Raw genomic sequence first — 12,646 nt, 5'->3', positions numbered from 1 at the left:
ATGACTTCTGCGCTTCACCCGACCCGGTTGCCTTGCGGCAACCGGGTTCTTGATTTATCCCGCACGCACGTGATGGGGATCCTCAATATCACCCCTGATTCGTTCTCGGACGGCGGCCGTTTTGCGCAGCGCGACCTTGCGTTGCGTCATGCCGAAGCGATGATGCTGGCGGGTGCGACCTTGATCGACGTCGGGGGTGAGTCAACAAGGCCCGGCGCGCGATCGGTTTCTCCCGTTGAAGAGCTGGAGCGCGTGGCACCTGTCGTTGAAGCCATCAGCGCCGAGCTCGATGTGATTATTTCGGTCGACACCTCCACGCCGGCGGTCATCCGCGAGACTGCACGTCTGGGGGCAGGGCTCATCAACGATGTTCGCTCGCTTCGCCGTGACGGGGCGCTGGACGCCGCTGCGGCAACGGGTTTACCCGTCTGCCTCATGCACATGCGTGGCGAACCGACGGACATGCAGAATGACCCTCACTACACTGATCTGGTCGGTGAGGTCAGTGCATTCTTGCGCGAGCGCATGGAGCAGTGCGTTGAAGCGGGTATTCCTGCCGAGAGGATTATCCTTGATCCGGGATTCGGGTTCGCCAAGACCCTTGAGCATAACTTGAGCCTGTTCAAACACATGGAAGCGCTTCTTGCACTGGGCCGTCCACTGCTGGTCGGTGTCTCCCGCAAAAGCATGATCGGCAAGGTTCTCGACAAGCCTGTTGACCAGCGTCTGCACGGCGCCCTGGCGCTTGCCGCCATGGCAATGGTCAAAGGCGCAAAAATCCTGCGTGTGCACGACGTCCCGGAGACGGTCGACGTAGTGCGTATGATTGCTGCTGTTCAGTCAGCAAAATAAGAAATCTGGAGCACCCATGAGCACCAAGAAATATTTCGGTACCGACGGTATCCGCGGTCGTGTAGGCCAATTCCCGATCACCCCTGATTTCATGCTCAAGCTTGGCTGGGCGGCAGGGATGGCATTCCGGAAAATGGGCGCATGCCGAATCCTGGTAGGCAAGGACACCCGTATTTCGGGCTACATGTTCGAGTCGGCGCTCGAAGCCGGCTTATCTGCAGCGGGTGCGGACGTGATGCTCCTGGGGCCGATGCCGACGCCTGCGATCGCCTATCTGACGCGTACATTCCATGCCGAAGCGGGCATCGTGATCAGTGCGTCACATAATCCGCATTACGACAACGGCATCAAATTCTTCTCCGGGCAGGGCACCAAGCTGCCTGATGAAATCGAGCTGATGATCGAGGAGTTGCTTGACTCGCCGATGACCGTCGAGGAGTCCGAGAAACTCGGCAAGGTGTCCCGTATCAACGACGCCGCTGGCCGTTACATCGAATTCTGTAAAAGCAGCGTTCCGACCAGCACTGACTTCGACGGGTTGAAGCTCGTTGTCGATTGCGCCCATGGTGCGACGTACAAGGTAGCGCCAAATGTGCTCCGTGAGCTTGGCGCCGAGGTCACTGTACTGTCGGCGGCCCCCAACGGGCTCAACATCAATGACAACTGCGGCTCCACCCACATGGGAGCGCTGCAGGCCGCCGTTGTCGAGCATGGCGCTGACCTGGGCATCGGTTTCGACGGTGACGGCGACCGTGTGCTGATGGTCGACCATACCGGCGCGATCGTTGACGGTGATGAGCTGCTGTACATCATTGCGCGGGACCTTCAGGAGCGCGGTCAGTTGCAAGGCGGTGTCGTGGGTACGCTGATGAGCAACCTCGGACTGGAGCTGGCGCTTGCGGATCTCAATATTCCGTTCGTGCGAGCCAATGTTGGCGACCGCTATGTCATCGCAGAGCTGCTGGAGCGCGATTGGCAAGTGGGTGGCGAGAACTCGGGCCATGTCGTCTGCTTCCGGCATACCACAACGGGGGATGCAATCATCGCTGCATTACAGGTACTGCTGTCGATGAAGCGTACCGGACAGAGCCTCGCGCAATCGCGCGAAGGCCTGAAGAAATGCCCTCAGGTATTGATCAATGTGCGGTTTGAGGGTGGAGGCGTTGATCCGGTCAAACACCCCGCCGTTATTGAAGCCTGTGACCGCGTGACCGTCGCCATGGGCGGGCGTGGGCGTGTGCTTCTGCGCAAGTCTGGTACCGAGCCGCTGGTGCGTGTAATGGTCGAGGGCGAGGACGAAATCCTGGTTCGCGGGTATGCCGATGAACTGGCAAAACTGGTTGCTGAAGTTTGCGCCTGATTTCGGCTTGCCAGTGTTGAAACTGTTGGGTAACATCTGCGCCCACTTTGACCGACGAGGTACAGCATGCGTCGCCCTATGGTAGCTGGTAACTGGAAGATGCACGGTACCCGCGCCAGCGTCGCTGAGCTGATCGAGGGTCTCGCAAATCTTGCCCTTCCGGGTGGTGTAGATGTGGCGGTCTTCCCGCCAAGCCTGCACGTGAGTCTTGTAGTTGATTGCCTGGAAGGGCAGTTGATCTCCGTCGGTGCGCAGAACTGCGCCCATCAAGCAGGGCAGGGCGCTCTGACTGGCGAAGTGTCGTCGACCCAGTTGGCGGATGCAGGTTGCAAGTTTGTGCTCGTCGGGCACTCGGAGCGTCGTCAGGTAATGGGCGAAAGTAACGAGGTCCTGAATCGCAAGTTCGAGGCTGCCCAGGCAGCAGGTCTGATCCCGATACTTTGCATCGGCGAGACACTCGAGGAGCGAGAAGCAGGCAAGACGCTTGAGGTTGTCGGGCAGCAGCTGGGCAGCATCATCGAAGAGCTTGGCGTCGGTGCTTTCGTTAATGCGGTCATTGCTTATGAGCCAGTCTGGGCCATTGGTACCGGATTGACTGCCTCGCCTGAACAGGCGCAGGAAGTGCACGCAGCGATTCGTGCGCAGTTGAGACAAGAGAATTCTGAAGTCGCACAAGGTGTGCGTCTTCTATATGGCGGCAGCGTGAAGGCGGCCAATGCGGTCGAACTGTTCGGCATGCCGGATATCGATGGAGGCCTCATTGGTGGCGCCTCCCTGAATGCAGATGAGTTCGGTGCGATCATTCGCGCCGCGGGAAACTGAAAAAATGCTGGAAACAGTCGTAGTCGTTCTTCATCTGCTGGGTGCTCTGGGCGTTGTTGCTCTGGTTTTGCTGCAGCAGGGTAAAGGTGCCGACGCTGGCGCATCATTTGGAGCAGGTGCATCAAATACTGTGTTCGGTGGACAAGGTTCCTCTACCTTTCTCAGTAAACTTACTGCTATACTTGCCGCCTGTTTCTTCATGACCAGCTTAGGGTTAGGTTACTTTGCTAAAGAGAAAGCTCACCAGCTGACTCAAGTAGGTTTGCCAAATCCAGCGGTACTGGAAGTGAAGCAAAAGCCGGCAGCAGATGATGTTCCGGTTTTGGAAGGGCAACAGAAACCAGCTGCAGTACCTGCTGATGTTCCTGCCACTCCAGAGCAAAAGTAACACCGGATTCGCAGCTGTTTTTGGGGCTGCAAAAGAGTTGTAATGCCGAGGTGGTGGAATTGGTAGACACGCAACCTTGAGGTGGTTGTGCCCATAGGGTGTAGGGGTTCGAGTCCCCTTCTCGGTACCAATTAACAAGATAGCCCGCAGTAGCGGGCTTTCTTGTAGGTGGATGTGTCGGATTGACCCAAATTTGGATCGGTCGTATACTTCCGCCCCAGCTTTGTCGCGGGGTGGAGCAGTCTGGTAGCTCGTCGGGCTCATAACCCGAAGGTCGTTGGTTCAAATCCAGCCCCCGCAACCAGTTTTAGCGGAGCCCCTTTTCAGGGGCTTTTTGTTAGCTGGACACTTTATGACGCCGCTTTTCGCCGGCGTTTTCATGATTGGGCTTTTGCCCATTTTTTATTTGCAGCATGCACGAGGGGGTTCAGGTGTCGAGCAAGCTAGAAGAGTTGCAGGCCTTGCTGGCCCCGGTGGTCGTGGCCCTAGGCTATGAATGCTGGGGTATCGAGTTTTCGTCTCAAGGGCGTCACTCGATGTTGCGCGTCTATATCGATAAAGAAGGCGGCGTGTTGGTGGACGATTGCGCGATCGTCAGCCGTCAGATCAGCGGTATTCTGGATGTAGAAGATCCGATCAGCTCCGAATACACGCTCGAAGTTTCCTCTCCAGGCATGGAACGCCCACTGTTTACCATTGAGCAGTTTGCGGAGTTTGCCGGGGCACAAGTGAAGATAAAGCTGCGTTCACCGTTTGAAGGTCGACGCAACTTTCAAGGCCTTCTCCGCGGGGTGGAGGAGCAGGACGTCGTGGTCCAGGTTGAAGATCACGAGTTTCTGTTGCCGATCGATCTGATCGACAAAGCCAACATTATTCCCACGTTTGACTAAGACGTGCCAGATACAGCGGATCCCGCGGATCCAATGGCTTGCGAAAGGCGAGGCGTACGATGAGCAAAGAAGTACTGCTGGTTGTTGAATCGGTATCCAATGAAAAAGGCGTACCGGCCGATGTGATTTTTGAAGCGCTTGAGATAGCGCTGGCTACGGCCACCAAGAAGCGTTTTGAAGATGAAGTAGATCTGCGTGTCGAGATCAATCGTCAAACAGGCGCCTATGAGACATTCCGTCGTTGGACGGTGGTCGAAGAAGACGATCTCGACGATCCGGCGATCGAAACGTGGCCGAGCAAAGTTGCGCTGACGCACCCCGGTGCCAACGTTGGCGATGTAGTAGAAGAAAAGATCGATTCCATCGAGTTCGGCCGTATCGCTGCGCAGACTGCCAAGCAAGTCATCGTGCAGAAAGTTCGCGAAGCCGAGCGAGCTCAAGTCGTGGACGCCTACCGTGAGCGTCTGGGCGAAATCATTTCCGGCACTGTTAAAAAAGTTACACGTGACAATGTCATCGTCGACCTTGGCAACAATGCCGAAGCTCTGCTGGCGCGTGAAGACATCATTTCGCGGGAAACTTTCCGCGTAGGTGTCCGCGTCCGTGCATTGCTCAAAGAAATCCGCACCGAGAACCGCGGCCCTCAGTTGATCCTGTCGCGTACTGCGCCGGAAATGCTGATCGAGCTGTTCCGGATTGAAGTTCCGGAAATCGCTGAAGGGCTCATCGAGGTGATGGCTGCCTCTCGTGATCCTGGATCGCGTGCAAAGATCGCAGTTCGCTCCAAGGACAAACGCATTGACCCGCAGGGCGCGTGCATCGGCATGCGTGGTTCGCGCGTACAGGCTGTTTCCGGCGAGTTGGGCGGCGAGCGTGTGGATATCGTGCTTTGGGACGATAACCCGGCGCAGTTCGTCATCAACGCCATGTCGCCTGCCGAAGTGGCAGCGATCATCGTTGATGAAGATGCCCACGCCATGGACATCGCTGTAGGCGCAGATAACCTCGCCCAGGCGATTGGCCGCGGTGGCCAGAACGTGCGGTTGGCCAGTCAGTTGACTGGCTGGACCCTTAACGTGATGACCGAATCGGACATCCAGGCCAAGCAGCAAGCGGAAACCGGTGACATCCTGCGCAACTTTATCGACGAGCTGGAAGTCGATGAGGATCTCGCTCAGGTTCTGGTAGACGAAGGCTTCACCAGCCTGGAAGAGATTGCCTACGTACCGTTGGAAGAAATGCTCAACATCGACGGCTTTGACGAAGATACCGTCAACGAGCTTCGCGCTCGTGCCAAGGATCGTTTGTTGACTAAAGCCATCGCTACTGAGGAAAAGCTGGCAGACGCCCATCCGGCCGAAGACCTGCTCTCGCTTGAGGGTATGGACAAGGATTTGGCGATGGAACTGGCGGTGCGCGGCGTAATTACCCGCGAAGACCTGGCCGAGCAGTCTATTGACGATCTGCTCGACATCGACGGCATTGACGATGATCGTGCCGGCAAGTTGATCATGGCCGCCCGAGCCCATTGGTTCGAGTAAGTAGATGCGGCCTGAGGAGAGAAGTGCATGACGCAAGTCACGGTGAAAGAACTGGCCAAAACGGTCGACACACCGGTAGAGCGCCTGTTACAGCAGATGCGTGAGGCAGGTTTGCCGCACAACGCCGCCGAACAAGTTGTGACCGATATCGAAAAGCAAGCCCTGTTGACGCACCTGAAAAGCGGTCACAAGGCCAAGGTGGAAGAGCCGCGCAAGATCACTTTGCAGCGCAAGACCACCAGTACCCTGCGCGTTGCTGGCAGCAAAAGCATCAGCGTTGAAGTACGCAAAAAGAAAGTTTTCGTTCAGCGCAGCCCGGAAGAAATCGAAGCCGAACGCAAGCGCGAGCTGGACGAACGTCGTGCGGTAGAAAATGCCGCTCGTCAAAAGGCTGAAGAAGAATCCCGTCAGCGTGCCGAAGAAGAAGCGCGCCGTCAGCCTTCGTCGGGTGCGCCGGTTGCCGAGGCTGTTGCAGCGCCGGCACCGGCACCGCAAGCTGCCGAGCCAGCCCGGGAAACTCCGGCTACGGCACCTGCGCCTGCTGCCGATCGCAAGAAAGACGAACAGCGTCGCCCTGACAAACCACGCAACGACGATAACAATCGTCGCAGCGGCGGCGGTGGTGACGGCGATCGCAAGAACGCCCCGCATCGCGCATCGGTCAAGGAAAAGGCGCCAACGCCACGCGTCGCTCCTCGTACTACCGACGAAGAAAGCGATGGCTTCCGTCGCGGCGGTCGCGGCAAGGCCAAGCTGAAGAAGCGCAACGCGCACGGTTTCCAGAGCCCTACCGGCCCTGTCGTTCGTGAAGTGAAGATCGGCGAGACCATCAGCGTGGGCGATCTTGCTCAGCAGATGTCGGTCAAAGCGGCCGAGATCATCAAGTTCATGTTCAAGCTGGGTACTCCGGCCACCATCAACCAGGTTCTGGATCAGGAAACTGCCCAGCTGGTCGCTGAAGAACTGGGCCACAAAGTGACCCTGGTCAGCGACACCGCGCTGGAAGATTCCCTGGCCGAGTCCCTGAAGTTCGAAGGTGAGACGTTCTCCCGTGCGCCGGTTGTAACGGTCATGGGTCACGTTGACCACGGTAAGACCTCGCTGCTCGATTACATCCGTCGCGCCAAGGTTGCTGCTGGCGAAGCCGGTGGTATCACCCAGCACATCGGTGCGTACCACGTAGAAACCGAACGTGGCATGGTGACGTTCCTCGATACCCCGGGTCACGCTGCGTTTACCGCAATGCGTGCCCGTGGTGCCAAGGCAACCGACATCGTGATTCTGGTTGTCGCTGCCGACGACGGCGTAATGCCGCAGACCATCGAAGCCGTGCAACACGCCAAGGCTGCCGGTGTTCCGCTAGTTGTTGCCGTGAACAAGATCGACAAGCCGGGCGCCGACCTGGACCGTATCCGCAGTGAACTGTCCGTTCACGGCGTAACGTCCGAAGAGTGGGGTGGCGAGACGCCTTTCGTCTCGGTTTCCGCGAAGATGGGTACGGGCGTTGACGAGCTGCTTGAAGCCGTTCTGCTGCAGGCCGAAGTTCTGGAATTGATGGCAACGCCGTCGGCTCCGGGTCGTGGTGTTGTCGTTGAATCGCGTCTGGACAAGGGCCGCGGCCCGGTTGCGACTGTTCTGGTTCAGGACGGTACGCTGCGTCAAGGCGACATGGTTCTGGTTGGCTCCAACTACGGTCGCGTTCGGGCAATGCTCGACGAGAACGGCAAGCCAATCAAAGAAGCCGGTCCATCGATCCCTGTCGAGATTCTCGGCCTGGACGGTACGCCGGACGCTGGCGACGAGATGAGCGTTGTTGCCGACGAGAAGAAAGCCCGTGAAGTGGCTCTGTTCCGTCAAGGCAAGTTCCGCGAAGTCAAGCTGGCCCGTGCTCACGCCGGCAAGCTGGAAAACATCTTCGAGAACATGGGTCAGGAAGAGAAGAAGACGCTCAACATCGTCCTCAAATCCGATGTCCGCGGTTCTCTGGAAGCGTTGCAGGGTGCATTGAATGGCCTGGGTAACGATGAAGTGCAAGTGCGCGTAGTGGGCGGCGGCGTCGGTGGTATCACCGAAAGCGACGCCAACCTGGCACTGGCCTCCAACGCTGTACTGTTCGGCTTCAACGTGCGTGCCGATGCTGGCGCGCGCAAGATCGTCGAGCAGGAAGGTCTGGACATGCGTTACTACAACGTCATCTACGACATCATCGAAGACGTCAAGAAAGCCCTCACCGGTATGCTTGGCAGTGACGTTCGGGAGAACATCCTGGGTATCGCTGAAGTCCGCGATGTGTTCCGCTCGCCGAAATTCGGCGCGATCGCAGGTTGCATGGTCATCGAAGGCGTTGTCTTCCGTAACCGTCCAATCCGTGTACTGCGTGAAGACATCGTTATCTTCGAAGGCGAGCTGGAATCCCTGCGTCGCTTCAAGGATGACGCTTCCGAAGTACGTGCCGGCATGGAGTGCGGTATTGGCGTCAAGAGCTACAACGACGTCAAGGTCGGTGACAAGATCGAAGTCTTCGAGAAGGTCCAAGTGGCTCGCAGCCTCTAAATCGCGAGCTTCAGGAGTCATGGCTTGCGCCGCATGAAAGTGCCAGGCGTCGGTCATGGACTCTAAACGCAACGCCCGGTCCGGCTCTCGCCAGGCCGGGCGTTTGCCGCTTTCAGACCACATGGCTTTTGCCATGGGTCAGCAGTGACAGGTAACAAGACATGGCAAAAGAATACAGCCGTACCCAACGTATCGGCGATCAGATGCAGCGTGAGCTGGCACAGCTGATCCGTCGTGAAATCAAAGACCCCCGCGTGGGGTTGGTCACCATCACCGCCGTCGACGTCAGCCGTGATGTCGGCCACGCCAAAATCTTCATGACCGTGATGGGGCAGGACAGCGCCGAAGAAATCGCGCAGTCGATCAAGGTGCTCAATGCTGCTGCAGGGTTCCTGCGTATGCAGCTGGCCCGTGAGATGAAGCTGCGCAGCGTTCCGCAACTGCATTTCCATTACGACGAAAGCGTTGCCCGTGGCGCGCATTTGTCGGCATTGATCGAGCGTGCGGTGGCTGAAGATGGTCAGCACCAAACCGCACCCAAGCAAGACGGTCCGGAGGAATAAGGCGTGGCTCAGGTCAAGCGTATTCGCCGTAACGTCAGCGGGATCATCCTGCTCGACAAGCCGCTGGGCTTCACGTCCAACGCCGCGCTGCAGAAAGTGCGCTGGTTGCTCAACGCCGAAAAAGCCGGCCATACGGGCAGTCTCGATCCGCTGGCAACCGGCGTTCTGCCGCTGTGCTTCGGTGAAGCCACCAAGTTTTCCCAGTACCTGCTCGATTCCGACAAGGGTTATGAAACCCTGATGCAGCTCGGCAAGACCACCACCACGGCCGACGCCGAGGGTGAGGTGCTGCAGACGCGGCCTGTGACCGTTGGTCGCTCGGATATCGAGGCGGTGCTTCCGGCATTTCGCGGGGATATCAGTCAGATACCGCCGATGTACTCCGCCCTCAAGCGGGACGGTCAGCCGTTATACAAGCTGGCCCGAGCAGGGGAAGTGGTGGAGCGCGAACCGCGTTCTGTTACTATTGCGCGCCTGGAATTATTGGCGTGTGAAGGTGAGACCGCTCGTTTGGCTGTCGACTGCACCAAAGGCACCTATATTCGTACCCTCGTGGAAGATATCGGTGAAAAGCTGGGCTGCGGTGCTTACGTCGCCCAGTTGCGTCGCACCCAGGCCGGTCCTTTCACGCTGGCCCAGACGGTAACGCTGGAAGAGCTGGAAGCCGTGCATGCCGAAGGCGGTAACGAAGCGGTTGATCGCTTCCTGATGCCATCGGACAGCGGATTGCTGGATTGGCCGCTGCTGCAGTTCTCCGAGCACAGTTCGTTCTACTGGCTGCATGGCCAGCCGGTGAGAGCCCCCGACGCGCCGAAGTTTGGCATGGTGCGGGTGCAGGATCATGAAGGACGCTTCATCGGGATCGGTGAAGTGAGTGAAGACGGGCGCATTGCGCCGCGTCGACTGATTCGGTCAGAGTGACCGGACCCGTCGCGGCAGGGTTTCCTGGCACGGCGGTACGAGGGTGGCTGTTAACAGGCATGGTCACTCCTCACATTTAAATACGAGAGTCAGCTCTCGGCCTGTTGAAACCGTCTCTCAGGAGCGGTTTCTTGATAAAAGGAATGCCCACATGGCACTCAGCGTTGAAGATAAAGCTCAGATCGTAACCGACTACCAGCAAGCTGTTGGTGATACTGGTTCGCCAGAAGTGCAAGTTGCACTGCTGACCGCCAACATCAACAAACTGCAAGGCCACTTCAAGGCCAACGGCAAGGATCACCACTCCCGTCGTGGTCTGATCCGTATGGTAAACCAGCGTCGCAAGCTGCTGGATTACCTGAAAGGTAAGGACGTTAGCCGTTACAGCGCCCTGATCGGTCGTCTGGGTCTGCGTCGCTAATAACGACTCGGATAGAGGTTGGTTGGTCGTCATGTTCCGCTGGTTTTACCAGTGGGCTGGCGGGCTCCCAGCCTCTAGTTGTATCTGGACTGCCGAAGGGTCCGATTCCCCTCGCTGCCCAAGAATTCGCAAGAAACCAGTTCCCCAAGAGCCACAAAGAAGGTAGGAAACCGTGAACCCGGTAATCAAGAAATTTCAATTCGGTCAATCGACCGTAACCCTCGAGACTGGCCGTATTGCCCGTCAAGCCTCTGGTGCTGTATTGGTCACCGTTGACGACGACGTCACCGTTCTCGTGACTGTGGTCGGCGCCAAGCATGCAGACGCAAGCAAAGGCTTTTTCCCTCTTTCCGTTCACTATCAGGAAAAGACCTACGCCGCTGGCAAGATCCCTGGTGGTTTCTTCAAGCGTGAAGGCCGTCCTTCCGAAAAAGAAACACTGACCTCGCGTTTGATCGACCGTCCGATCCGCCCACTGTTTCCAGAAGGCTTCATGAACGAAGTGCAGGTTGTCTGCACCGTCGTCTCCACCAGCAAGAAAACCGATCCGGACGTCGCTGCGATGATCGGTACTTCGGCTGCGCTGGCAATCTCCGGTATTCCGTTCGACGGCCCGATCGGTGCCGCGCGCGTTGCTTTCCACGAGAGCACCGGCTACCTGCTGAACCCGACTTACGAGCAACTGAAAGCATCGAGCCTGGACATGGTCGTTGCCGGCACCGAAGAAGCGGTACTGATGGTTGAGTCGGAAGCCAAAGAGCTGACCGAAGACCAGATGCTGGGCGCCGTGCTGTTCGCCCACGACGAATTCCAGTCGGTCATCAAGGCCGTCAAAGAGCTGGCCGCCGAAGCTGCCAAGCCAACCTGGAACTGGGCGCCGAAAGCTGAAGCCACTGAACTGCTGGGCGCTATCCGCTCCGAGTTCGGCGCAGCGATCTCCGAGGCCTACACCATCACCGTCAAGGCCGATCGCTATGCTCGCCTGGGTGAGCTGAAGGATCAGATCGTTGCCAAGCTGGCTGTTGAAGACGGCAGCCCGTCCGCCAGCGAAGTCAAAGCGGCATTCGGCGAGATCGAATACCGCACCGTTCGCGAAAACATCGTCAACGGCAAGCCGCGTATCGACGGTCGCGACACCAAGACTGTGCGTCCGCTGAACATCGAAGTCGGCGTTCTGCCGAAGACTCACGGTTCGGCGCTGTTCACCCGTGGCGAAACTCAGGCGCTGGTCGTGGCCACCCTGGGTACCGCGCGTGACGCTCAGCTGCTCGACACCCTCGAAGGCGAGAAGAAAGACCCGTTCATGCTGCACTACAACTTCCCTCCGTTCTCGGTGGGCGAGTGTGGTCGCATGGGTGGCGCCGGTCGCCGTGAAATCGGTCACGGCCGTCTGGCCCGCCGTTCGGTTCAGGCCATGCTGCCGGCTGCCGACGTGTTCCCGTACACCATCCGCGTCGTATCGGAAATCACCGAGTCCAACGGTTCCAGCTCCATGGCGTCGGTCTGTGGTGCTTCGCTGGCGCTGATGGACGCTGGTGTTCCAATGAAGGCGCCGGTCGCCGGTATCGCCATGGGTCTGGTTAAAGAAGGCGAGAAGTTCGCCATCCTGACCGACATCCTGGGTGACGAAGACCACCTGGGCGACATGGACTTCAAAGTGGCCGGTACCGCCAAAGGTGTCACCGCGCTGCAGATGGACATCAAGATCAAGGGCATCACCGAAGAGATCATGGAGATCGCTTTGGGTCAGGCGCTGGAAGCACGTCTGAACATCCTGGGTCAGATGAACACCATCATTGGTCAGTCGCGCACCGAGCTGTCGGAAAACGCTCCGACCATGATCGCGATGAAGATCGACACCGACAAGATCCGCGACGTGATCGGCAAGGGCGGCGCTACCATCCGTGCCATCTGCGAAGAAACCAAAGCGTCGATCGACATCGAAGACGACGGCTCGATCAAGATCTTTGGCGAAACCAAGGAAGCTGCTGAAGCTGCACGTCAGCGCGTTCTGGGCATCACCGCTGAAGCCGAGATCGGCAAGATCTACGTCGGCAAGGTCGAGCGCATCGTCGACTTCGGCGCGTTCGTTAACATCCTGCCGGGCAAAGACGGTCTGGTGCACATCTCCATGTTGAGCGACGCTCGCGTAGAGAAGGTCACCGACATCTTGAAAGAAGGTCAAGAAGTCGAAGTGCTGGTGCTGGACGTGGATAACCGCGGCCGTATCAAGCTTTCGATCAAAGACGTTGCAGCTGCCAAGGCGTCGGGGGTTTAACCCGTCTCCTGCAGTTGATGAAAAAGAGCCCTTCGGGGCTCTTTTTTTTGAATGCAA

The 12,646-nt window shown here is 58.0% G+C and carries 11 protein-coding genes and 2 tRNA genes; all 13 read left to right on the top strand.

Annotated elements, in window-relative coordinates; translation table 11 throughout:
• The 13 genes from folP (at position 1) to pnp (ending at position 12,589) form a co-directional block, all read left to right on the top strand.
• Positions 1–852, top strand: coding sequence for a dihydropteroate synthase (folP, locus tag BBI10_RS06710; protein WP_065987605.1), 852 nt, complete (start codon positions 1–3; stop codon positions 850–852).
• Positions 853–868: 16 nt separating this feature from the next.
• A complete protein-coding gene (glmM, locus tag BBI10_RS06705; protein WP_065987604.1) occupies positions 869–2,212 on the top strand; it encodes a phosphoglucosamine mutase in 1,344 nt (447 codons plus the stop codon).
• 66 nt (positions 2,213–2,278) lie between these two features.
• Positions 2,279–3,034, top strand: a complete 756-nt coding sequence (tpiA, locus tag BBI10_RS06700) for a triose-phosphate isomerase (protein WP_065987603.1) — start codon at positions 2,279–2,281, stop codon at positions 3,032–3,034.
• A gap of 4 nt (positions 3,035–3,038) precedes the next feature.
• Positions 3,039–3,422 carry a preprotein translocase subunit SecG gene (gene secG, locus BBI10_RS26510; RefSeq protein ID WP_074888489.1) on the top strand — a complete coding sequence of 128 codons (384 nt, stop codon included), beginning with the start codon at positions 3,039–3,041 and terminating at the stop codon, positions 3,420–3,422.
• A 44-nt stretch (positions 3,423–3,466) separates the two neighbouring features.
• Positions 3,467–3,552 (top strand) — tRNA-Leu (locus tag BBI10_RS06695).
• Between the two features lie 97 nt (positions 3,553–3,649).
• Positions 3,650–3,726 (top strand) — tRNA-Met (locus BBI10_RS06690).
• Positions 3,727–3,853: 127 nt separating this feature from the next.
• The gene (gene rimP, locus BBI10_RS06685; protein WP_065987699.1) at positions 3,854–4,312 is read left to right on the top strand and encodes a ribosome maturation factor RimP; all 459 of its coding nucleotides are present in this window, start codon (positions 3,854–3,856) and stop codon (positions 4,310–4,312) included.
• Between the two features lie 59 nt (positions 4,313–4,371).
• Positions 4,372–5,853, top strand: a complete 1,482-nt coding sequence (nusA, locus tag BBI10_RS06680; protein WP_065987602.1) for a transcription termination factor NusA — start codon at positions 4,372–4,374, stop codon at positions 5,851–5,853.
• A gap of 27 nt (positions 5,854–5,880) precedes the next feature.
• Positions 5,881–8,406, top strand: coding sequence for a translation initiation factor IF-2 (gene infB, locus BBI10_RS06675; RefSeq protein WP_065987601.1), 2,526 nt, complete (start codon positions 5,881–5,883; stop codon positions 8,404–8,406).
• Positions 8,407–8,567: 161 nt separating this feature from the next.
• Positions 8,568–8,969: a 30S ribosome-binding factor RbfA gene (gene rbfA / locus BBI10_RS06670; protein ID WP_065987600.1), complete on the top strand. Its 402-nt coding sequence runs from the start codon at positions 8,568–8,570 to the stop codon at positions 8,967–8,969.
• 3 nt (positions 8,970–8,972) lie between these two features.
• Positions 8,973–9,890 carry a tRNA pseudouridine(55) synthase TruB gene (gene truB, locus BBI10_RS06665; RefSeq protein ID WP_065987599.1) on the top strand — a complete coding sequence of 306 codons (918 nt, stop codon included), beginning with the start codon at positions 8,973–8,975 and terminating at the stop codon, positions 9,888–9,890.
• A gap of 151 nt (positions 9,891–10,041) precedes the next feature.
• On the top strand, positions 10,042–10,311 hold the full coding sequence (rpsO, locus tag BBI10_RS06660) for a 30S ribosomal protein S15 (RefSeq protein WP_037015114.1): 270 nt from the start codon (positions 10,042–10,044) through the stop codon (positions 10,309–10,311).
• Positions 10,312–10,483: 172 nt separating this feature from the next.
• Complete coding sequence (gene pnp / locus BBI10_RS06655) at positions 10,484–12,589, top strand: polyribonucleotide nucleotidyltransferase (protein WP_065987598.1); 2,106 nt, start codon at positions 10,484–10,486, stop codon at positions 12,587–12,589.
• The last annotated feature ends 57 nt before the right edge of the window (positions 12,590–12,646 follow it).

The sequence above is a fragment of the Pseudomonas graminis genome (genome assembly GCF_001705435.1).
Lineage (GTDB): Bacteria > Pseudomonadota > Gammaproteobacteria > Pseudomonadales > Pseudomonadaceae > Aquipseudomonas > Aquipseudomonas graminis_B.
This window is presented reverse-complemented; position numbering and strand designations above follow the sequence as displayed.

Bases quoted from the DNA above. Each gene is read 5' to 3' on its own strand.
- folP (WP_065987605.1), top strand. From the start codon at position 1: ATGACTTCTGCGCTTCACCCGACCCGGTTGCCTTGCGGCAACCGGGTT.
- glmM (WP_065987604.1), top strand. From the start codon at position 869: ATGAGCACCAAGAAATATTTCGGTACCGACGGTATCCGCGGTCGTGTA.
- tpiA (WP_065987603.1), top strand. From the start codon at position 2,279: ATGCGTCGCCCTATGGTAGCTGGTAACTGGAAGATGCACGGTACCCGC.
- secG (WP_074888489.1), top strand. From the start codon at position 3,039: ATGCTGGAAACAGTCGTAGTCGTTCTTCATCTGCTGGGTGCTCTGGGC.
- nusA (WP_065987602.1), top strand. From the start codon at position 4,372: ATGAGCAAAGAAGTACTGCTGGTTGTTGAATCGGTATCCAATGAAAAA.
- infB (WP_065987601.1), top strand. From the start codon at position 5,881: ATGACGCAAGTCACGGTGAAAGAACTGGCCAAAACGGTCGACACACCG.
- rbfA (WP_065987600.1), top strand. From the start codon at position 8,568: ATGGCAAAAGAATACAGCCGTACCCAACGTATCGGCGATCAGATGCAG.
- rpsO (WP_037015114.1), top strand. From the start codon at position 10,042: ATGGCACTCAGCGTTGAAGATAAAGCTCAGATCGTAACCGACTACCAG.